At 32.0% G+C, this 18,342-nt stretch carries 20 protein-coding genes; 8 read left to right on the top strand and 12 right to left on the bottom strand.

Going from position 1 to position 18,342, the window contains the following annotated elements:
- Nucleotides 1-66 precede the first annotated feature (66 nt).
- Nucleotides 67-1,119, top strand: coding sequence for an endonuclease/exonuclease/phosphatase family protein (locus ACXIHB_RS09195; protein WP_462098099.1), 1,053 nt, complete (start codon nt 67-69; stop codon nt 1,117-1,119).
- Between the two features lie 32 nt (nt 1,120-1,151).
- Here ACXIHB_RS09195 and ACXIHB_RS09190 read toward each other — a convergent pair whose 3' ends face one another.
- The 3 genes from ACXIHB_RS09190 to ACXIHB_RS09180 all read right to left on the bottom strand — a co-directional run bounded on the left by ACXIHB_RS09190 (nt 1,152) and on the right by ACXIHB_RS09180 (nt 3,695).
- Entirely contained in the window at nt 1,152-1,496 is a 345-nt protein-coding gene (locus tag ACXIHB_RS09190; protein WP_047790766.1) for a hypothetical protein, read from the bottom strand.
- Nucleotides 1,497-1,562: 66 nt separating this feature from the next.
- Nucleotides 1,563-3,248: a single-stranded-DNA-specific exonuclease RecJ gene (recJ, locus tag ACXIHB_RS09185; RefSeq protein ID WP_462098098.1), complete on the bottom strand. Its 1,686-nt coding sequence runs from the start codon at nt 3,246-3,248 to the stop codon at nt 1,563-1,565.
- Nucleotides 3,249-3,269: 21 nt separating this feature from the next.
- On the bottom strand, nt 3,270-3,695 hold the full coding sequence (locus ACXIHB_RS09180) for an OsmC family protein (protein ID WP_073182218.1): 426 nt from the start codon (nt 3,693-3,695) through the stop codon (nt 3,270-3,272).
- 120 nt (nt 3,696-3,815) lie between these two features.
- On the opposite strand from ACXIHB_RS09180, the gene ACXIHB_RS09175 reads away from it, so the two are divergent.
- Nucleotides 3,816-4,406 carry a carboxymuconolactone decarboxylase family protein gene (locus ACXIHB_RS09175; RefSeq protein WP_167712818.1) on the top strand — a complete coding sequence of 197 codons (591 nt, stop codon included), beginning with the start codon at nt 3,816-3,818 and terminating at the stop codon, nt 4,404-4,406.
- A 69-nt stretch (nt 4,407-4,475) separates the two neighbouring features.
- On the opposite strand, the gene mscL is transcribed toward ACXIHB_RS09175, so the two are convergent.
- From mscL to ACXIHB_RS09160, 3 genes are read right to left on the bottom strand one after another with little or no spacing between them, the layout of a single operon-like run.
- Nucleotides 4,476-4,877: a large-conductance mechanosensitive channel protein MscL gene (mscL, locus tag ACXIHB_RS09170; RefSeq protein WP_073182703.1), complete on the bottom strand. Its 402-nt coding sequence runs from the start codon at nt 4,875-4,877 to the stop codon at nt 4,476-4,478.
- A 51-nt stretch (nt 4,878-4,928) separates the two neighbouring features.
- On the bottom strand, nt 4,929-6,032 hold the full coding sequence (gene alr, locus ACXIHB_RS09165; RefSeq protein ID WP_462098097.1) for an alanine racemase: 1,104 nt from the start codon (nt 6,030-6,032) through the stop codon (nt 4,929-4,931).
- Nucleotides 6,025-6,639 carry a thymidine kinase gene (locus tag ACXIHB_RS09160; protein WP_462098096.1) on the bottom strand — a complete coding sequence of 205 codons (615 nt, stop codon included), beginning with the start codon at nt 6,637-6,639 and terminating at the stop codon, nt 6,025-6,027. The genes alr and ACXIHB_RS09160 overlap by 8 nt, the downstream gene beginning before the upstream one ends.
- Nucleotides 6,640-6,740: 101 nt before the next feature.
- Here ACXIHB_RS09160 and ACXIHB_RS09155 point away from each other — a divergent pair, with 101 nt between their 5' ends.
- Together ACXIHB_RS09155 and ACXIHB_RS09150 are read left to right on the top strand one after the other, a co-directional pair.
- On the top strand, nt 6,741-7,679 hold the full coding sequence (locus tag ACXIHB_RS09155; RefSeq protein ID WP_349264683.1) for a hypothetical protein: 939 nt from the start codon (nt 6,741-6,743) through the stop codon (nt 7,677-7,679).
- Entirely contained in the window at nt 7,680-8,672 is a 993-nt protein-coding gene (locus tag ACXIHB_RS09150) for a glycosyltransferase family 4 protein (protein WP_462098095.1), read from the top strand.
- A gap of 38 nt (nt 8,673-8,710) precedes the next feature.
- Here ACXIHB_RS09150 and ACXIHB_RS09145 read toward each other — a convergent pair whose 3' ends face one another.
- Nucleotides 8,711-9,538: a universal stress protein gene (locus ACXIHB_RS09145; RefSeq protein ID WP_159610954.1), complete on the bottom strand. Its 828-nt coding sequence runs from the start codon at nt 9,536-9,538 to the stop codon at nt 8,711-8,713.
- Between the two features lie 165 nt (nt 9,539-9,703).
- Between ACXIHB_RS09145 and rimP the strand changes: the two genes are divergently transcribed.
- The 4 genes from rimP to ACXIHB_RS09125 all read left to right on the top strand — a co-directional run bounded on the left by rimP (nt 9,704) and on the right by ACXIHB_RS09125 (nt 15,216).
- Nucleotides 9,704-10,165 (top strand): ribosome assembly cofactor RimP, encoded by a 462-nt coding sequence (gene rimP / locus ACXIHB_RS09140; RefSeq protein ID WP_047790702.1) that lies wholly within the window; start codon nt 9,704-9,706, stop codon nt 10,163-10,165.
- Nucleotides 10,166-10,177: 12 nt separating this feature from the next.
- Nucleotides 10,178-11,434: a transcription termination factor NusA gene (gene nusA / locus ACXIHB_RS09135; RefSeq protein ID WP_047790701.1), complete on the top strand. Its 1,257-nt coding sequence runs from the start codon at nt 10,178-10,180 to the stop codon at nt 11,432-11,434.
- Between the two features lie 137 nt (nt 11,435-11,571).
- On the top strand, nt 11,572-14,427 hold the full coding sequence (gene infB / locus ACXIHB_RS09130; RefSeq protein WP_047790700.1) for a translation initiation factor IF-2: 2,856 nt from the start codon (nt 11,572-11,574) through the stop codon (nt 14,425-14,427).
- Nucleotides 14,428-14,793: 366 nt separating this feature from the next.
- Nucleotides 14,794-15,216, top strand: a complete 423-nt coding sequence (locus ACXIHB_RS09125) for a hypothetical protein (RefSeq protein ID WP_462098094.1) — start codon at nt 14,794-14,796, stop codon at nt 15,214-15,216.
- Nucleotides 15,217-15,250: 34 nt separating this feature from the next.
- Here the strand turns inward: ACXIHB_RS09125 and ACXIHB_RS09120 are convergent, their stop codons facing one another.
- From ACXIHB_RS09120 to panB, 5 genes are read right to left on the bottom strand one after another with little or no spacing between them, the layout of a single operon-like run.
- The gene (locus ACXIHB_RS09120) at nt 15,251-15,520 is read right to left on the bottom strand and encodes a TM2 domain-containing protein (RefSeq protein WP_073182210.1); all 270 of its coding nucleotides are present in this window, start codon (nt 15,518-15,520) and stop codon (nt 15,251-15,253) included.
- A gap of 34 nt (nt 15,521-15,554) precedes the next feature.
- Nucleotides 15,555-15,947 (bottom strand): VOC family protein, encoded by a 393-nt coding sequence (locus tag ACXIHB_RS09115; protein ID WP_239178179.1) that lies wholly within the window; start codon nt 15,945-15,947, stop codon nt 15,555-15,557.
- A 1-nt stretch (nt 15,948) separates the two neighbouring features.
- Nucleotides 15,949-16,407 carry an iron chaperone gene (locus tag ACXIHB_RS09110; protein WP_462098093.1) on the bottom strand — a complete coding sequence of 153 codons (459 nt, stop codon included), beginning with the start codon at nt 16,405-16,407 and terminating at the stop codon, nt 15,949-15,951.
- Between the two features lie 24 nt (nt 16,408-16,431).
- Entirely contained in the window at nt 16,432-17,370 is a 939-nt protein-coding gene (locus tag ACXIHB_RS09105) for a 2-hydroxyacid dehydrogenase (protein WP_159488557.1), read from the bottom strand.
- A 52-nt stretch (nt 17,371-17,422) separates the two neighbouring features.
- Nucleotides 17,423-18,241, bottom strand: a complete 819-nt coding sequence (gene panB / locus ACXIHB_RS09100; protein ID WP_159488605.1) for a 3-methyl-2-oxobutanoate hydroxymethyltransferase — start codon at nt 18,239-18,241, stop codon at nt 17,423-17,425.
- Between the last annotated feature and the right edge of the window lie 101 nt (nt 18,242-18,342).

Genomic DNA, 18,342 nt, shown 5'->3' with positions numbered 1-18,342 from the left:
GTTTTATGTAAATTATAGATTTTGGCTTGAAAATTGTTTTTACTTTTGTTGCGTAAAATTTATTAAATGAGAAATATAGCTTTATTTTTAGTCTTAACTCTTGTTGTTTTTTCTTCATATGCACAACAAGGAGCAAAAAAATATAAAATAAGAACTGTTGGTTTTTATAATTTAGAAAACCTTTTTGATACCGAAAATGATCCTGAAAAGAATGATGAAGCAAGTCCCATCATGGAAATGAAAGGAGATAAAGAAGAGGTATATATAGATAAAATAGATAAACTTGGAGAAGTTATCTCACAGTTAGGAGCTGAAAAGACAAAAACGAGTCCAGTAATTTTAGGCGTTGCTGAGGTTGAAAACAAGAAAGTTTTAGAAGATTTAGTAGCATCGGAAAGGTTAAAAAAGAAGCGTTATAGTATTATTCATTTTGACTCTCCTGATAAAAGAGGGATTGATGTTGGGGTGTTGTATCAACCACGTTATTTTAAGCCAATTCATTTTGAGGTATTTAATCCTAATATTTACAGTCAAAACAGAAAGGTATATACACGCGATATTTTATTAGTATCGGGTTATTTAGATGACGAATTAATACATGTTATTGTAAATCACTGGCCATCTCGAAGAGGAGGGGAAGCGAAGAGTAGACCATTGCGTGAAAAAGCCGCTTATAAAGTGAAGCAAATTATAGAAAAAATTAAGCTGAACGACCCAAATCCAAAAGTGTTAATTATGGGTGATTTTAACGATGATCCTATTAACTCTAGCTTTAAATCTGTTTTGCAAACTAAAAGTAAGAAGAAAAACGTTAAAGAGGGAGATATTTATAATCCTTATGAAGATATGTTCCGTCGTGGATTTAATACATTAGGGTATAGAGATAATATTAATTTATTTGATCAAATTATGTTTACTTCTCCACTATTAGATAAGGGAGAAAAAGATTTTTTAACCTATAAAATGTTTAAATCAGGAATCTTTAATAAACGTTTTTTAACACAAAAAAGTGGTCGTTATAAAGGGTATCCTTTCAGAAGTTTCTCTTATGGAAAGTATACAGGAGGATATAGTGATCACTATCCGGTATATATGTACTTAATTAAAGAAGATAAATAATTATAGAAGGCTTGCTAATTTTGCAAGCCTTCTTAATTTCTACATAGCTCATTTAGATAATTATTCATTCTTAGTTGAAATAGTGTGCCTTTTAAAAGGTCGTCTATCTGCCACAGTTCGACTGAAGAAACTGCCATGCTAACTTTATTAGAAGGTGTTTGTAGTAGAATGGATCTACAGTCTTTACCTTTACTACAAGTAGCGCAGTTTTTTTGAAGTTTTGAATCAGTAACTTTTTCTAAAAATAATTCAATTTCTTCTTCAGTTAAATGAAATCCTGTATCTCTAAATATTAATTGAACTAGCTTAGAGTTGTTATCTTTCCAGTGAAATGAAATACCTATGTTGTTGTCGTATATTTTAGTAATTCCGTCCATAACTATATTTTATTACCGTAACAAATATATGATATTATTTGGAATTATTCTAAATAAAAGTAGTAGCTATTTTAAGTCTTTTAAAATCAATTGTATAGTTGTGTGTCCGTTCCATGTGTTTTCATCTAAAGTATATACAATGTCAAAATCGTTTTGAGCGATGGCTATTTTATTTCCTAGACCAAAACCTATGGCATTATATGTTTTTTGGTCTGAACCATAAATAAGGTTTAGTTTTAAATGACTTTTGTCTGCGCCAACTTGTTTACCATACCCATTATCTCTTACTGCTGAAGTAGTAAAAATTGGTTTCATGTTTAGCGGACCAAAAGGTGCCATTTGTTGGACTATACGGAAAAACTTAGGTGTGATTTCTGATAGGTCAAGCTCAGCATCAATAATGATTTCTGGAGTTAATAAGTCTTTATCAATAGTGGCTTTTACTACTTCTTCAAACTTATTTTTAAAATTTTGATATTGCTCGGGTAATAAAGTTAAACCCGCTGCATATTTATGTCCACCAAACTGTTCAATAAATTCTGAGCATTCTTCTAAAGCATTATATACATCAAATCTTTTTACTGAACGAGCTGAGGCAGCCAATTTTTCACCACTTTTAGTAAAAACCAAGGTAGGTCTGTAGTAAGTTTCTGTTAAACGAGAAGCTACAATACCAATGACTCCTTTGTGCCAATTTTCATCAAAAACAACTGTGGTGTAATTTTCTTGTTCGTTGTTATTTTTAATTTGAAGTAAGGCTTCTTGTGTAATTGCTTTGTCCAGCTCCTTTCTGTCAGAATTGAACTTTTCAATTGCAGCAGCAAACTCAACTGCTGAATCAAAATCCATTTCGGTTAATAATTCGACAGCATAGTTTCCATGTTTCATTCGTCCAGCAGCATTTATCCGCGGAGCGATGATAAAAACTACATCGGTAATAGTGAGTTCTTTTTTTTGTAACTGATGAATGATAGCTTTAATACCATTTCGAGGTTGTGAGTTAATAACTTGTAATCCATGATAAGCTAGAACTCTATTTTCCCCAGTCATCGGAACAATATCAGCTGCAATTGCAGTAGCTACTAAATCTAAATACGGAATTAAATCTTCAATTGTTTGATTTCTTTTTGAAGCTAATGCTTGAATCAATTTAAAACCAACACCACAGCCACACAGTTCATCATACGGATAGTTACAATCCATTTGCTTAGGATTTAAAACAGCAACTGCTTTAGGAATTTCATTTCCAGGTTTGTGGTGGTCACAAATAATAAAATCAATATTTTTTTCAGTAGCATAGGCAACTTTATCAATAGCTTTAATTCCGCAGTCTAAAGCAATGATAAGTGAAAAACCATTATCTTCAGCGAAATCAATTCCTTGAAAAGAAACACCATATCCTTCTTCATATCGATCAGGAATATAGGTTGCAATATTAGGATGAATTGTTTTTAGGTAAGAAGATAGCAAAGAAACAGCTGTAGTTCCGTCAACATCGTAATCGCCAAAAACTAAGATATTCTCGTTGTTTATTATAGCTTTTTCTATACGTTGCACAGCGATTTCCATATCCTTCATTAAAAAAGGATCATGTAAATCACTTAACGAAGGACGAAAAAAATGTTTTGCATCATCAAAGGTTTCTATTCCACGTTGTACTAAAATTTTAGCCAAGGTTGTATCGATAGATAATTCTTTGGCTAACTGTTTTACTTTAAAGGTGTCTGGTTGCGGTTTTAATGTCCAGCGCATAGCAATTTTATCGAAAATAGATTAGTTATTATGTAAGTGAATAGCAGTAGTTACATCAGCAAATTTTCTAAACATTTCCATAACACCACAGTATTTTTCTATCGATAAATCTACTGCTTTGTTAATTTTTTTTTCGTCTAAATCACTACCGTAAAAATGATAATCCACTAAAACTTTATGGTAATATTTTGGGTGCTCTTCAGTTAATTCACCAGTAACAACAATTTTAAAATCATCAATTTTTACACGCATTTTTTCTAGCATAGGTACGATATCTAAACCAGAACAGCCTGCTAACGATGAAAGCATCATAGCTTTAGGTCGTAATCCAGAATTATTGCCACCATGCTCTTCAGAAGTATCAATAACTATTGAGTGTCCACTAGGGTTGTCACTTTCAAATTGCATGTTTTCTTTCCAAACGGTTGTAACTGTGTTTGTTGCCATATCTTGATAATTTTTTGTTTATTGCGTAAGTAAGTCTGTGTGTATTTCGACTTAGTACATTTAAATAGTAACACAAACTTACAGTAAAAAGTTAGTATTAAAAACTTAAAAAATAAATCTATGCCTTTAGTAACTCCTTTAGATCCGAATCATGATGCGGAAACAAAACAATTATCTGATTTTTATAATGAAACCTTAGGTTTTTGTCCGAATTCAGTGTTAACCATGCAACGACGACCAGAAATTTCCAAAGCATTTATCAATTTAAACAAAGCAGTAATGGCTAATCACGGTCGCGTAACTTCTGCTTTAAAACGGATGATTGCTTGGGTAAGTAGCAATGCTACAGGTTGTCGTTATTGTCAAGCACATGCAATTCGTGCTGCTGAGCGTTATGGTGCAGAACAAGAACAATTAGATAATATATGGGAATATAAAACACACTCTGCCTTTTCTGATGCTGAACGTGCTGCGTTAGATTTTTCATTGGCAGCTTCTATGGTTCCAAATATGGTAGATGAAAAGATAAAAGAAGAATTGTATAAATATTGGGATGAAGGTGAAATAGTTGAAATGTTAGGTGTGATTTCTCTTTTCGGGTATTTAAATCGTTGGAATGATTCTATGGGAACAAGTATTGAAGATGGTGCGGTTGAAAGTGGTGAACAGTATTTAGGAAAACATGGTTGGGAGAAAGGAAAGCATGTGTAAATTAGATAGAACTATTAGAAAATAGAAAAGCTCGCAATTGCGAGCTTTTCTATTTAATATTTAATCGGATTACTTTTTTAGTAAATCTCTAATTTCTGCTAATAGTTCTTCTTGACTAGGTCCCTTTGGAGCTTCTGGAGCAGGTTCTTCTTTTTTCTTCATAGCATTTACTGCTTTTACCACCATAAACATAACAAAAGCTACAATAATAAAATCAATAACATTGGTTAAAAACTCACCATACATTATAGCAACTTCGCCTGTTACTTTACCAGCTTCATCAGTTACTCCTTCTTTAATTACATACTTTATGTCCTTAAAATTAGCTTTAAAAATAAGTCCTATTAAAGGAGAAACAATTCCTCCAGTGAAAGAGGTTACTACTTGTTTGAAAGCAGCACCCATTACAAAACCTACTGCAATGTCTACTAAATTTCCTTTCATTGCAAAGTCTTTAAACTCTTTGAGCATTCCCATATTTTTGATTTTTAATAGTTAATTGAACTGAAAAATATAAAAAAATTAGCTTTTAACCAATCTTTTTATACGTTGAGATAAGGCAGTAAGTATTTCATACGAAATAGTTTCACACTTATGAGCCATATATTCTACGTGTTGTTGATGGTTGAAAATAATGACCTCGTCACCTTCATTACAATCAATTTTAGTAACATCAACCATTATCATATCCATACAAACATTTCCAATAATAGGAGCTGGTTTATTGTTAATGAACACAAATCCATTTTTATTTCCTAGTTTTCTTGATATACCATCTGCATGTCCTATAGGAATGGTTGCGCTTCGCGTAGGTTGACTAGCAACAAAAGCTCTATTGTATCCAACTGTTTCACCTGGTTGAACTATATTGATTTGAGAAATTATAGATTTAAGCGTATGTGTATTTTTAAGTTGAGCTGTTTCTTGTTCATCATTTCCAAAACCATATAAGCCTATGCCTAGGCGAACCATGTCAAATTGAGCTTGTGGATAATTGATAATACCAGATGTATTTAAGATATGTATCATAGGTTGGTATCCTAAGTGCTCATAAACTTGTTTTACTATGTAAGCAAAGTTATTTATTTGACCTATGGAGAATTCTTGTTCGTTTAAATCTTCACTAGCTGCTAAATGAGAAAATATAGATTCAACTTTTACATTGTTTGATTTTTTTAGCTCTGCTACAATAGTTGGAACGTCAGTATGCCAAAAGCCTACTCTATTTAATCCTGTGTTAAATTTTAAATGAACAGGGTAATTCATTAATGGCTCTTCATCAGCAAGTTTTAAAAAAGCATCAAAGATTTTAAAATTATATAGATTAGGCTCTAAGCGATATTTAACAATATCTTTTAAGTTTTGAATTTGAGGGTTTAAAACCAAGATAGGCGTTGTAATTCCAGCCTCACGTAAAGCCATTCCCTCATTAGAATAAGCAACAGCAAAATAATCAACATGGTCTTGTACAATTTTAGCAATTTCAGTAGACTCACTTCCGTAACCAAAAGCCTTGACAACAACTAAAATTTTTGTAGTAGGTTGTAGCTTCTGTTTAAAATAAGCTAAATTGTGTAGTACAGCTTTAGTATTAATTTCTAATACGGTAACATGATTGTTATTCATTAGTGCTTTCTTTTTTATTTTGTATTTCGTGTTCCTTCATGGCTTTGTAATAAGCAGCTCTGCTTAGTGGTTCATACTCTTGAGTTTCGCCCAAAAAAACTAGATCTTCACTTTGTGCTTTTCTATAACTATAATGGGCTAAGTTTCCTGTACGAGTGCATACGGCATGTACTTTAGTAACATATTCTGCAGTAGCCATTAACGCAGGCATTGGTCCAAAAGGTTTACCCTTAAAATCCATGTCCAAACCTGCAACGATAACACGAACTCCTCTATTTGCTAAGTCGTTACAAACAGCTACAATTTCGTCATCAAAAAATTGGGCTTCGTCTATTCCAATAACATCAACATCATTTGCTAATAATCTAATATTAGAAGATGCAGGAACAGGTGTTGAACGAATACTGTTTTTATTGTGGGAAACTACTTCCTCCTCATCGTATCTTGTGTCAACTGCAGGTTTGAAAATTTCAACACGTTGTTTAGCAAACTGAGCACGTTTAAGTCTACGAATTAATTCTTCGGTTTTCCCCGAAAACATTGAGCCACAAATTACCTCAATCCAACCAAATTGTTCTGTATGATTTACTGTATTTTCAAGAAACATTTTGTAATTTTAAGCTCTAATTATTGATTTTTGTATTACTTTCGAATGAGGAACAAATTTATTAAAATTTAACAGCAAAAATTAATATCAAACGACAACTTATGCACAAAAAACTAGCATCAGATTTAACCAGTTTAGCACACAGTATTTTACAGATGAAAAATAGAGAAGATGTGTTTGAGTTAAAGCAAAAGGCATATGAGGTTTACGAAAAACTTTCGGTTTTAGCGTATGTAGAAGAATACATAAATAATACTCCTAATCCTACAAAAACTAAAGAGGAACTGTTAAAAGATGTTTTACTTGCCGAAGAAAAAAAGCAAGCTGAAGCTGTTGAAGAAATTTTACCTAAGATAGAAGAGGTAAGTTTAGAGACAAAGAAAGAAGTTGTAGATGATTTGGATGCTGAGGTTGAAAAAAAGAAAGAACCAATTCAAGAAGAGGTAAAAGTAGAGAAGTCTACAGAAGAAAAGATACAAAAGGAGGAACAAGAGTCTATAGAAAGTAGGGAAGTACATCACTTAGAAGAAGACTTAAAAGAAGGTTTTGAGCAAGAAGCAGATGAAATAGCTGAAAAAGTAATAGAAGGAATTAATGAAGAAATAATTACTAATGAAATCATTGAACAGCCTTTTGATGAATTAGAAGAACTGTTACATAGTGATGGAGAGGACGTAAAAAATGATATAAAAGATGTTGGGGATAGGAAAACTCCTACTTTAGAAGATGAGTTGCAAGATACTATATCAGTTGATGTAATTACAGATTTATTTACTAAGGCGGCACCTAAGAAAACAATAAATGATCACTTTCTAAATACAATTCAAATTGATTTAAACGATAGAATTGCTTTTGTAAAACACCTTTTTGAAGGAAATCAAAATGATTTTAATAGGGTTATTTCTCAATTAAATACTTTTAAAACAGAAAAAGAAGCAAAAAAATTTATTAATAAAATGATTAAACCAGATTATGATTGGTCTGATAAAGAAGAATATGAAAATAGATTATTTCAAATCATAGAAAGAAGATTTGCTTAGATGAGTTCTGATCTTATAGTTATACATACTCACTTTCATAAACGAAGAACAGGTGTTACAAGAAGTATTGAAAATGTATTACCTCAGTTAAAAAAACTGTGTACAACATATCTTTATGGTTATGGTATCAAAGGTGAAAAAATAACAACTTCTGAGTTAAAAAAGTTGTTGTTCTCAAAAAAGAGTATTGTTGTTCATTGTCATCGAAATAATGAAGTTTTAAAAATGTTATGGTATCGTTTTTTAGGAGCAAAATTTAAATTAATAACTACGCGACATGCAGAAACAGATCCTTCTAATTTTACACGATTTTTACTAAGAAAATCAGATGAAGTTATTACGTTAACAAGTGCAATGCATAAAAAACTAGGTATTTCAAATGTTAAAGTACCTCATGGTATAAATACAAACCTTTTTATTCCTAATCCAGAAAAAAAGTTAAGTAATATTGCTCAAAAGAATATTATTCTTTGTGCAGGTAGGGTAAGAAAAGCAAAAGGACAAAAAATATTGTTAGAAGCTGTAGCTCCTAAATTAAAAGAAAATAAAGATTGGGCGCTGGTTGTTGTCGGTAAAGTAGATAAACCATTGTTTTTAGAAGAATTAAAAGCAATAGTGAAAAAAAATAAAGTAGAAAACCAGATTTATTTTATTGATGAAACCTCAGATATTGTTTCTTATTACCAAGCAGCTAAAATTTCAGTAGTACCATCTTTTACAGAAGGCTTTTCTTTAGTTTGTGCAGAAGCAATGGCGTGTGGAAATACAGTAGTAGCAACAAAAGATGTTGGAGTTCACTCTGAACTAGTAACACATTTGAAGTCAGGATATTTATTTACATCAGGAAGTGTACCAGAACTTCAAAAAATAATGGTAAATCTAATGAGTAAAAAAAATGCTTATTTAGGAAGTAGTGCTCGGAAAGAAATTATAGAAAATTGGAGTGCAAAAAAGGAAGCTATAAATTTGCTAAAGGTATATGAAAATAATTAATGAAAGAAAAAGGTCAAGGTTTTCCCTTGACCTTTTTGTTAAATTTTAAATGTTAGCATTGGTCGCATAGCACTTTTAGAGAGACTTTTAGTAATGCTGCCATTAAAAATATGAGATAAGCCACTTCTTCCATGCGTAGCTAAAGCAATTATATCTGCGTTAATTTTATTAGCAAAATGAAGAATTCCTTTCTCAACAGAAGAGTCATTGTAAATATTAATAGTGTAATTTTCTAAACCATATGTGTCTATAATTTTTTTAATTCTTTCGTTAGTGTCTTGAGAGTTTTCAAATTTCTGGGGAGTGTTTATTTTTAGTAAATGTATTGTACAATCAAAATTATTACTAAAATCAAGAAATCGTTCAAAAGCCTTATTTTTTTTAGGTTTAAAGCTAGATGCAAAGACGATATCTTTTGGTGTAAAACTGTCGTTATTCTTTTTTGTAACAATGACAGGTATTTCAGAGTTTCGTACAACTTTTTCAGTGTTAGACCCAATTAAGATTTCTTCAAGGTTTGTATGCCCTTTAGATCCCATAATGATTAAATCTGTACTGTTTTTTTTAGAATAATCTCTAATACCTTCAAATGGACTTTGAAATCTGATAGCATGTTTAACATTTTTAATTTTAGGAAAAAAATCCTTTTTGTAATCGAGGAGTCTGTCACGAACCTTTCTAATATATAACATGCTTTCAGGAATACTAAAGTTAGTTCCTGCCCCCATGTCAACGATTCCTGTAGGAAGTTCAACCATATGAAGTAAGTGTACTTCACTGTTGGCTTTGCTAGCTATTTTTGAAGCTAGTTTCGAAGCATATTCAGAAGACTTCGAAAAATCAGTAGGTACTAATATTTTTTTCATAATAAGAAAGTTTTTAAGAGAGATAGTTTCTTAAAGATACAAAAAACAATGTTATAAAGAAAGAGGGTTGATATTTGTGTGTTAATGAATAACTTACTATATTTGCACCAAATTTATTAATCAGATAGATGAAGGGGACGTTAGTCCCCTCTTTTTATACCTAAGATGAATCAAGAACGAGTTAGAGAATTATTACAAGAAGCCTTAGAAGAAAACAAATCTTTATATTTAATAGATTTACAATTCTTGTCGGATAACAAAATAAAGGTAATAGTAGATGGAGATTCAGGTGTGCCACTAAGTGAGTGTATTCGTATTAGTAGGAATATAGAGCATAATTTAGATAGAGAAGAAGAAGATTTTTCGTTAGAAGTGACAACACCAGATATTGCACATCCAATAGCTGTAAAACGTCAGTATAAAAAGAATATCAACCGAATTCTAAAAGTTAAAACAGCAACAGAAGAATTTGAAGGAACGTTAACTGAGGTAACAGAAGATACCATTACCCTATTTTGGAAAGCAAGAGAGCCTAAGCCAATAGGTAAAGGAAAGCATACGGTAGAAAAAACAAAAATACTAGCGTATCAGGATATTAAAGAAGCAAAAGTGAAGATCATATTTTAATTAGAGAATGAAATGGAAAATATTGCGTTAATAGAATCATTTTCGGAGTTTAAAGATAATAAAAGTATAGACAGAGTAACATTAATGTCTATCTTAGAAGAAGTATTTCGTGCAGCCTTAAAGCGTAGGTTTGGGTCAGATGAGAATTTTGATATCATTATAAACCCTGATAAAGGAGATTTAGAGATTTGGAGAAATCGAGTGGTGGTGGCAGATGGAATGTCTGAAGATGATAATGAGGAAATAGAACTTGCAGAAGCAAGGAAAATTGAACCAGATTTTGAAATTGGAGAAGATGTTTCTGAAGAAGTAAAGCTAGTAGATTTAGGTAGACGTGCTATTTTAGCATTACGCCAAAACTTAATTTCTAAAATTCACGAGCACGATAGTACAAACGTTTTTAAACAATTTAAAGATTTAGAAGGAGAAATTTATAGTGCAGAAGTACACCATATTCGTCATAATGCTGTAATTTTGTTGGATGATGAAGGAAATGAGATTGTTTTACCAAAGAGTGAACAAATTCGTTCAGACTTCTTTAGAAAAGGAGATGCAGTTAGAGGAGTGATAAAATCTGTAGAGTTAAGAGGTAATAAACCCGCTATTATTTTATCAAGAACTTCACCAGCGTTCTTAGTGAAATTATTTGAACAAGAAATTCCTGAAGTTTTCGATGGTTTAATTACTATTGAAGGCGTAGCAAGGATTCCTGGAGATAAAGCAAAAATAGCAGTAGATTCTTACGATGATAGAATAGACCCTGTTGGAGCTTGTGTTGGTGTAAAAGGATCTCGTATTCATGGTATTGTTCGTGAATTAGGAAACGAAAATATTGATGTAATTAACTATACAAAGAACGAACAGTTATTTGTAGCAAGAGCCTTAAGTCCTGCAAAAGTAACTTCAGTAGACATTGAAATGTTTGATGAAGAAAAGAATGGTAAGAAAGGACGTGTTAATGTTTTGCTGAAACCAGAAGAAGTATCAAAAGCAATTGGTAGAGCTGGTGTAAATATTCGTTTAGCAAGTGAGTTGACAGGTTACGAAATTGACGTTCAAAGAGAAGGTATTGAAGAAGAAGATGTTGAATTAACAGAATTCTCTGATGAAATTGAAGCTTGGGTAATTGAAGAATTCAAGAAAATAGGTTTAGATACAGCAAAGAGTGTCTTGGAAAAAGATGTATCAATGTTAGTACAAAGAACAGATTTAGAGGAAGAAACAATTTTAGATGTTCAACGAATTTTAAGAGAAGAATTCGAAGACTAAATATAACACAAAAAAGGAAGCTAGTGTCCTAATATAGGAAACTGTATAAAATCTAGCAAAAAGAAGAAAAAGAGCATAACTATACGTACTAGAGACGTGTAAAGTGTGTTTTTTCAATAAAAAGTATAAAATAATATATGGCTGAAGGCAAAAAATTAAGACTAAATAAGGTTTTAAGAGAACTAAACATTTCTTTAGATAGAGCTGTTGAACACCTAGCTAAAAATGGCTATGAGATTGAAGCTCGCCCTACTACCAAAATATCAGATGCAGAATATCAAATTTTATTTGATGGTTTCCAAACTGATAAATCTAAAAAGGTGGCCTCTAAGGAAGTGAGCGAAGAAAAGAAAAAAGAGAAAGAGGCAATTCGTCAGCAATTAGAACAAGAGCAAGAAAGAAAGAGATTAGAAGAGGAAGCTAAAAAACAAGAAGTTTTAAAAGCCAAAGCTGAAAAGTTAGAACTTAAAACAGTAGGTAAAATAGATGTTGAAACTGGTAAGGCTATTGAAGAAGTAGCTGAAGAGGTAAAACCGGAGCCTACTAAAAAAGAGGAGAAAATAGAGGAACCAAAGAAAGAAGAGCCTATTAAACCAGTTCAAGAAACTAAAAAAGTTGAAGAACCAGTTAAGGTCGAAGAGAAAAAGCCAGAGCCTCCTAAAACTGAAAAACCAAAGGAACAAACAGTTAATACTCCTAAAAAGGAAGTGAAGAAAGAACAGCCTAAAGAAGTTAAAAAGACTGTTGAAAATAAGGTTAAAGAGGTGAAGCAACCAGTAAAGGAGGTAGAAATAACTCCAGAAAATGCTGAGAAAATTAAAACTCAGTACAAAAAATTAGAAGGTCCTAATTTTACAGGTCAAAAAATTGACTTAAAACAATTTGAAAGACCAAAAAAGAAGAAACCTGAAGCTAATAAGGCTGATGGAGATAAAAAGAAGCGTAAAAGAATTAGCAAACCAGGAAGTCCTGGAACAGGCGCTAAACCTCAAGGAAATAACCGAGGAGGTCAAAACCGAGGAGGCCAGAGAGGTGGTAACCGAGGAGGTCAAAGAGGTAGAAGACCAGCAGCTGCTCCAAAAGAAGAACTAACAGAAGCACAAATCCAAAAACAAGTTAGAGAAACTTTAGAAAAACTTCAGGGTAAATCTAAAAAAGGAAAAGGAGCAAAATACCGTAGAGATAAAAGAGATGCCCACCGCCAGCAAAGTGAAGCTGAATTACAGGCAGCACAAGCAGAGAGTAAGGTGTTGAAAGTAACAGAATTTGTTACGGTTAGTGAAGTAGCAACTATGATGGATGTTCCCGTTACCCAAATTATTTCTACATGTATGATGTTAGGAATGATGGTAACGATGAATCAACGATTAGATGCTGAAACATTACAAATTGTAGCAGAAGAATTTAACTATACTGTAGAGTTTGTTGGAGCTGAAGTTGAGGAATCTATAGAAGAAGTTGAAGACAAGCCAGAAGATTTAATAACTCGTGCACCTATTATCACAGTGATGGGACACGTAGATCACGGTAAAACATCATTGTTAGATTACATCCGTAACGCGAATGTTATTGAAGGTGAATCAGGAGGTATCACACAACACATTGGTGCTTACGCAGTGAAGGTAGGAGAACATAAAATAGCTTTCTTAGATACTCCAGGTCACGAAGCCTTTACAGCAATGCGTGCTCGTGGTGCTCAAGTAACGGATTTAGTTATTATTGTAGTAGCTGCAGATGATGATGTAATGCCACAAACAAAAGAGGCGATTTCTCACGCACAAGCAGCAGGAGTGCCAATTATCTTCGCAATAAACAAGATAGATAAGCCTAACGCGAATCCAGACAATATTAAAACACAACTTTCTTCTATGAATTTATTAGTAGAAGATTGGGGAGGTAACATTCAGTCGCAAGAAATTTCTGCTAAAACAGGACAAGGGGTTGATGAGTTATTAGAAAAAGTATTATTAGAAGCGGAAGTATTAGAGTTAAAAGCAAACCCTAATAAAAACGCAAACGGAGCTGTAGTAGAAGCTTTATTAGATAAAGGTAGAGGATATGTATCTACAATATTGGTACAAGCAGGTACATTAAAAATTGGAGATTATATCTTAGCCGGAAAGCATAGTGGTAAAGTAAGAGCTATGTTTGATGATAAAGGAAGGAAAGTAAAAGAGGCAGGACCTTCTACGCCAGTATCAATTTTAGGTTTAGATGGTGCACCACAAGCAGGTGATAAGTTCAATGTATTTGAAGATGAGCGTGAAGCTAAGCAAATAGCAGCAAAACGTTCTCAATTACAACGTGAACAATCTGTTAGAACACAAAAAACATTAACACTTGCAGAAATTGGTCGTCGTATTGCATTAGGAGACTTTAAAGAGTTAAATATCATCTTAAAAGGAGATGTTGATGGTTCGGTTGAAGCGTTAACAGATTCGTTCCAAAAGCTATCTACAGAAGAAATCCAAGTGAATATTATTCACAAAGGAGTTGGAGCAATTACAGAATCTGACGTATTATTAGCAACAGCTTCAGATGCAATTATCGTTGGATTTAACGTACGTCCGCAAGGAAATGCGCGTTCGGTAGCAGATAGAGAAGAAGTTGATATCAGAACTTACTCAATCATCTATGACGCTATCAACGACCTGAAAGATGCAATGGAAGGAATGTTGTCTCCTGAAATGAAAGAAGAAGTTCTTGGTAATGTTGAAATTAGAGAAGTTTATAAAATTTCTAAGATTGGTAATATCGCAGGATGTATGGTGATGACAGGGAAAATTACAAGAGACTCTAAAGTTCGTGTAATTAGAGATGGAATTGTAGTTCATGATGGTGTGTTAGCTTCATTAAAACGTTTTAAGGACGATGTTAAGGAAGTAACTAAAGGATACGATTGTGGTCTTCAAATTAAAGGATATAACGATATTAAAGAAGGAGATACATTAGAAGCATATACTGAAGTAGCAGTTAAGAAAAAGCTTAAATAGCTATTTAATATAATATAGTATAAAAAGACACCTAATTTAGGTGTCTTTTTTATATTTGGTATTTAAGCAGATATTTTACTTGTTTATCATTAGTTGTTTTTAAAGTGTTAATTATTATTCATAATTAATGTTTTTAAAATGTTTGCAAAGGTTATAAACCCTTTGTGGATTATTATTTTAATGATACTTGTATATACATGTTTACAGAAGATCAAAAAACTAGAATAGGTGTGTAGTATTTGTTCCAGTAGAATTTAGAGTCTACTATAACAGACTAACTTTATTTTAATACGAAATTCATATATTAAGACGTTCTTTATTTAAAAGAGCGTCTTTTTATTATGATTAACTAGAAAGTAAGAATAGATGAAATACCTAAAAATAATAACTCCTGTAGTATTTTTATTAATGATGAACTGTGCAGCACAAAATAAAATAAAAGAGTTTGATAAAATAGCTTATGAAGCTCAAACAAGAGGAAGTATAGTGCAGTTAACTATCGAAGGAAATAACTTATCGTACAAAATAAATCAAAAAGAAGGGAGTAAAAAAGTAACTAAAGAACAATTAGAAGAATTAAACACTATAGTAAATGAGTTGAATTTAGAACAAATAAGCGATTTACAAGCACCAAGTGAAAAAAGAATAACAGACGCAGCTTTGCATGCGAAGTTTACTATTAAAATAGCTAATAAGGAATATAGGTCAAGTGTATTTGATGCGGGTAATCCACCAAAAGAATTAAAAAAGCTGGAGGATTTTTTGTATAGCCTTTCTGAATTGAAATAAAAAAGCGCCTTAAGGCGCTTTTTCTATATGATGATTAGAACCATCCTTTTTGGTTTACCTGATATGTTTCAACAAATTCTTCATCAGATTTTGTTAAATAAATAATCCCTTCTATAAAAGGAATGATTCCTGCAAAACCGCAAGTTATAATCGTAGCTATAATTTGTATAATACCCTCTTTGGTATATCCTAATACAAACTTATGTATTCCTATTGAACCTATTAAAATCGCTAAAATACCAGCTAACACACGTTTACTTTCTTGATTAGGGACAGTATTCCCATTTTCATCAATTACATCCATTTTTTTATTTTTTATTTATTAGACGGTGCTAAATTTATAAAAAAGCTTCGTCTTTTGGCTCCCATAACTCAATTTTATTTCCATCTAAATCTACAACCCATCCAAATTTACCATAATCATACTCCTCTATTTTATCCATCACGGTAACTCCTTTTTCTTTTAACTCTTCTAATAACTCTACTAAATTTTCAACTCGATAGTTAAACATAAAGTCTTTTTTAGACGGTTCAAAATAGTTTGTATCATTCGCAAACGGACTCCATTGTGTTGATGCCTTCTTACCTTCGTTATCCTTCCACCAAAACGTACATCCCCAATCATCAGTATTAAAACCTAAGTTATTTTTATACCAGTCTTTCGTTGCTCTAGGGTCTTCTGTTTTAAAAAAAACTCCTCCTATTCCTATTACTTTACCTTTTTTCTTCATTTTATTTCTTTTTTACAACTGATTCGTAGATAGAAATCCATTCATCTACAGTCATCTTTGTACATAATTTAGTAATTAATTCATACGGAATATCATCCAGCTTTTTAAAACGAATACAGCTTTTACCCATGTCTAGCTTTCTTTTACAGTATTTATGGTATTCAGCTATAAACCAATCGTGTAGTTCTTTTTTAGCATAAATTCCGCTATGATATAGATTTATTGAGTTTTTTTGTGAAGCTAAATTCATAAAAGGAAGTGGTAATTTTGGATTACAATGATAACCATCGGGATATTTTGAATGTGGAACATAATACCCAATCATATTATAATTGATTCCTTCTTCAAATCCTTTAGGTAGGTTTTCCTTAATAAGGTTACGAAGCTTTTGTAAAACTTCTTGTCGTTCTTCTGGGACTTGAGAAATATATTCTTCTACTGTAGCTGCTTCATATTTCATGTTACATGATTTTGAAGCATCAAGTTAACAAAATTTTTCTTTAATTTTATCTACAATAGTCTGCGCTAACTTTTCTTTACTTTCTATGGTCCAACCAGCAACATGAGGAGAAAGCAACACATTTTCTGCTTTTATTAAATACTGAAATGCCTCGGGCATTTCTTGGTTTGTAAATAGGTTTTCAAACGATTTTTTTTCATACTCTAATACATCCAATCCTGCTCCTAAAACTTTTCCTGATTGTAAAGCGACTACTAAATCTTTTGTTACTACTGATTTTCCTCTGGCAGTATTTAACAACCAAAATGGTTTTGAAAAACCATTAATAAAGTCTGAATTAACCATATTCATCGTTAATTCTGTTTGTGGAGTATGTAAACTTAAAACATCAGTTCTTTTTTGAAGTTCTTCTAAAGAAACTTGTTTACAATTATTATCACCAACATTCGGCTTAATATCGTAACATATTACTTCCACATCGAAACCACGGAGTTTTTTAGCAAAGGCTTTCCCCATATTACCATAACCGATGATTCCAACAGTTTTTCCATCCAATTCTACACCTCTATTTTCTTCTCGTAACCATTTACCTTCTCGTACCTCTTTATCTGCTTTATTAAGCTTGTTAAACAAAGAAAGTAACATTCCTAACGTATGCTCTCCTACTGCATTTCGATTTCCTTCTGGTGCTGATATTAAGTGTACTCCTTTCTTTTCAGCATAATCACAATCAATGTTTTCTAATCCAGCTCCTACTCGTCCTATAAATTTAAGGCTTGTTGCTTTATCTAAAAATTGTTTATCAATGGTAAATCGACTACGAATAATAACTCCATCATACAAATGAATTTTAGCTTCAATTTCTGATTTTGAAGAGATATAATCTTCATAGTTTTCAAAACCTAAATTCTTTAATTTATTTATTAACAGAGAGTGATTAGTGTCTAAATGAAGTATTTTCATTTTAAAAATATAATCTTAAACAAAAAAGTCTCCCAAAAGGAAGACTTTTACATTAATACTGTTCTTCTTCGTTTGGAAAGTCTTGACTTTTAACATCTGTAATGTACTGTTCAAATGCATTTGTCATTCCTGTATATAAATCTAAGTACCTACGTAAGAAACGAGGATTAAACTCATGTGTCATTCCTAACATATCGTGAGTTACTAATACTTGTCCATCTACACCTGCACCTGCTCCAATTCCTATAACTGGAATTGTTAAAGCTTCAGCAACTTTTTGTGCTAACTTAGCAGGAACTTTTTCTAATACAATAGCAAAACAACCTAATCTTTCCAACATTAAAGCATCTGTCATTAACTTTTCTGCCTCAGCTTCTTCTTTTGCTCTTACTGTATAAGTTCCGAACTTATAAATAGATTGAGGAGTTAACCCTAAGTGACCCATTACAGGAATACCTGCATTTAAAATTCGTTTAATAGAGTCTTTTATTTCTTTTCCTCCTTCTAGTTTTATTGAGTGTGCTCCACTTTCTTTCATAATTCGAATAGCCGAACGTAATGCTTCTTTAGGATCTGATTGGTAACTTCCAAAAGGCAAGTCAACCACTACTAAACAACGATCTATTCCTCTTACTACAGAGCTTGCATGATATATCATTTGATCTAATGTAATAGGCAATGTAGTTTCATGACCAGCCATTACATTTGATGCTGAATCTCCCACTAAGATTACGTCTATTCCTGCACCATCAACAATTTTTGCCATAGTATAATCGTAAGCCGTAAGCATTGAGATTTTTTCTCCATTTGCTTTCATCTCAACAAGAGATTTAGTGGTAATTCTTTTATATTGTTTTTTTGCTACTGACATTTCTTTTTTTTTATGGATTGTAAAAATACATAATTATTATTCACTTGTTTTATTTATTATATTTTCATAATCTCTTTAATTTACTTTTTTTTATGCCGTTA

This window comes from Tenacibaculum sp. IMCC1 (assembly GCF_054906355.1).
The sequence above is the reverse complement of the archived record's forward strand: the minus strand, read 5'-3'. Positions and strand labels throughout refer to the sequence as shown.

Excerpts from the sequence above, each read along its gene's own strand:
- ACXIHB_RS09195 (WP_462098099.1), top strand. The coding sequence starts at position 67 with ATGAGAAATATAGCTTTATTTTTAGTCTTAACTCTTGTTGTTTTTTCT.
- ACXIHB_RS09190 (WP_047790766.1), bottom strand. The coding sequence starts at position 1,496 with ATGGACGGAATTACTAAAATATACGACAACAACATAGGTATTTCATTT.
- recJ (WP_462098098.1), bottom strand. The coding sequence starts at position 3,248 with ATGCGCTGGACATTAAAACCGCAACCAGACACCTTTAAAGTAAAACAG.
- ACXIHB_RS09180 (WP_073182218.1), bottom strand. The coding sequence starts at position 3,695 with ATGGCAACAAACACAGTTACAACCGTTTGGAAAGAAAACATGCAATTT.
- ACXIHB_RS09175 (WP_167712818.1), top strand. The coding sequence starts at position 3,816 with ATGCCTTTAGTAACTCCTTTAGATCCGAATCATGATGCGGAAACAAAA.
- mscL (WP_073182703.1), bottom strand. The coding sequence starts at position 4,877 with ATGCTCAAAGAGTTTAAAGACTTTGCAATGAAAGGAAATTTAGTAGAC.
- alr (WP_462098097.1), bottom strand. The coding sequence starts at position 6,032 with ATGAATAACAATCATGTTACCGTATTAGAAATTAATACTAAAGCTGTA.
- ACXIHB_RS09160 (WP_462098096.1), bottom strand. The coding sequence starts at position 6,639 with ATGTTTCTTGAAAATACAGTAAATCATACAGAACAATTTGGTTGGATT.
- ACXIHB_RS09155 (WP_349264683.1), top strand. The coding sequence starts at position 6,741 with ATGCACAAAAAACTAGCATCAGATTTAACCAGTTTAGCACACAGTATT.
- ACXIHB_RS09150 (WP_462098095.1), top strand. The coding sequence starts at position 7,680 with ATGAGTTCTGATCTTATAGTTATACATACTCACTTTCATAAACGAAGA.
- ACXIHB_RS09145 (WP_159610954.1), bottom strand. The coding sequence starts at position 9,538 with ATGAAAAAAATATTAGTACCTACTGATTTTTCGAAGTCTTCTGAATAT.
- rimP (WP_047790702.1), top strand. The coding sequence starts at position 9,704 with ATGAATCAAGAACGAGTTAGAGAATTATTACAAGAAGCCTTAGAAGAA.
- nusA (WP_047790701.1), top strand. The coding sequence starts at position 10,178 with ATGGAAAATATTGCGTTAATAGAATCATTTTCGGAGTTTAAAGATAAT.
- infB (WP_047790700.1), top strand. The coding sequence starts at position 11,572 with ATGGCTGAAGGCAAAAAATTAAGACTAAATAAGGTTTTAAGAGAACTA.
- ACXIHB_RS09125 (WP_462098094.1), top strand. The coding sequence starts at position 14,794 with ATGAAATACCTAAAAATAATAACTCCTGTAGTATTTTTATTAATGATG.
- ACXIHB_RS09120 (WP_073182210.1), bottom strand. The coding sequence starts at position 15,520 with ATGGATGTAATTGATGAAAATGGGAATACTGTCCCTAATCAAGAAAGT.
- ACXIHB_RS09115 (WP_239178179.1), bottom strand. The coding sequence starts at position 15,947 with ATGAAGAAAAAAGGTAAAGTAATAGGAATAGGAGGAGTTTTTTTTAAA.
- ACXIHB_RS09110 (WP_462098093.1), bottom strand. The coding sequence starts at position 16,407 with ATGAAATATGAAGCAGCTACAGTAGAAGAATATATTTCTCAAGTCCCA.
- ACXIHB_RS09105 (WP_159488557.1), bottom strand. The coding sequence starts at position 17,370 with ATGAAAATACTTCATTTAGACACTAATCACTCTCTGTTAATAAATAAA.
- panB (WP_159488605.1), bottom strand. The coding sequence starts at position 18,241 with ATGTCAGTAGCAAAAAAACAATATAAAAGAATTACCACTAAATCTCTT.